The organism is Vibrio sp. 1978 (assembly GCF_033344345.1).
This window is the reverse complement of record NZ_JAWPOP010001086.1, coordinates 1-507: the sequence shown is the minus strand read 5'-3', so window position 1 is coordinate 507 and position 507 is coordinate 1. Positions and strand designations below refer to the sequence as shown.

The window sequence follows — 507 nt, the reverse complement described above, 5'->3', positions numbered from 1 at the left end:
ATTCGGTAGCAGACATGCTAAAAGGTCACATTAATATGGGTATTGCTCGGTTTGTAATGGCCAGTTTGCTGACGTTAGCAACGTGTTTGGGCATTGTGGCGGCAATGAGTGTAACTGGTATTTGGGGGTGGGCAATTTAATGAATATTTTTGATTTAACGCTCGGTTTGCTCAATGACATGTTTTTTGCAGCCATCCCTGCAGTCGGCTTTGCGTTGGTGTTTAATGTGCCACAGCGAGCTTTGATCTATTGCGCGGTAGGTGGTGCGATTGGTCACGGAAGTCGTTACTTGATGATGCAGTTTGGAGTACCGATTGAGTGGGCGACCTTCTTCGCTGCCACCTTGGTTGGCATGATAGGGGTTCATTGGTCTCACCGCTTTTTGGCTCATCCCAAAGTGTTTACTGTCGCTGCATTGATACCTATGGTTCCGGGCGTTTTTGCTTACAAAGCGATGATTGCGATGGTGGAGATTAATCATTTGGGTTACTCGCCAGAGTTAATTGC

General features: G+C 46.7%; 2 protein-coding genes. Both read left to right on the top strand.

Features of this window, described 5'->3' with window-relative positions:
• Positions 1–140, top strand: a 140-nt coding sequence (locus R8N49_RS30795; RefSeq protein WP_318190908.1) for a threonine/serine exporter family protein, incomplete at its 5' end; no start/stop codon positions are given.
• On the top strand, positions 140–507 hold a 368-nt coding region (locus R8N49_RS30790; protein WP_318190907.1), incomplete at its 3' end, for a threonine/serine exporter family protein. The genes R8N49_RS30795 and R8N49_RS30790, both read left to right, overlap by 1 nt.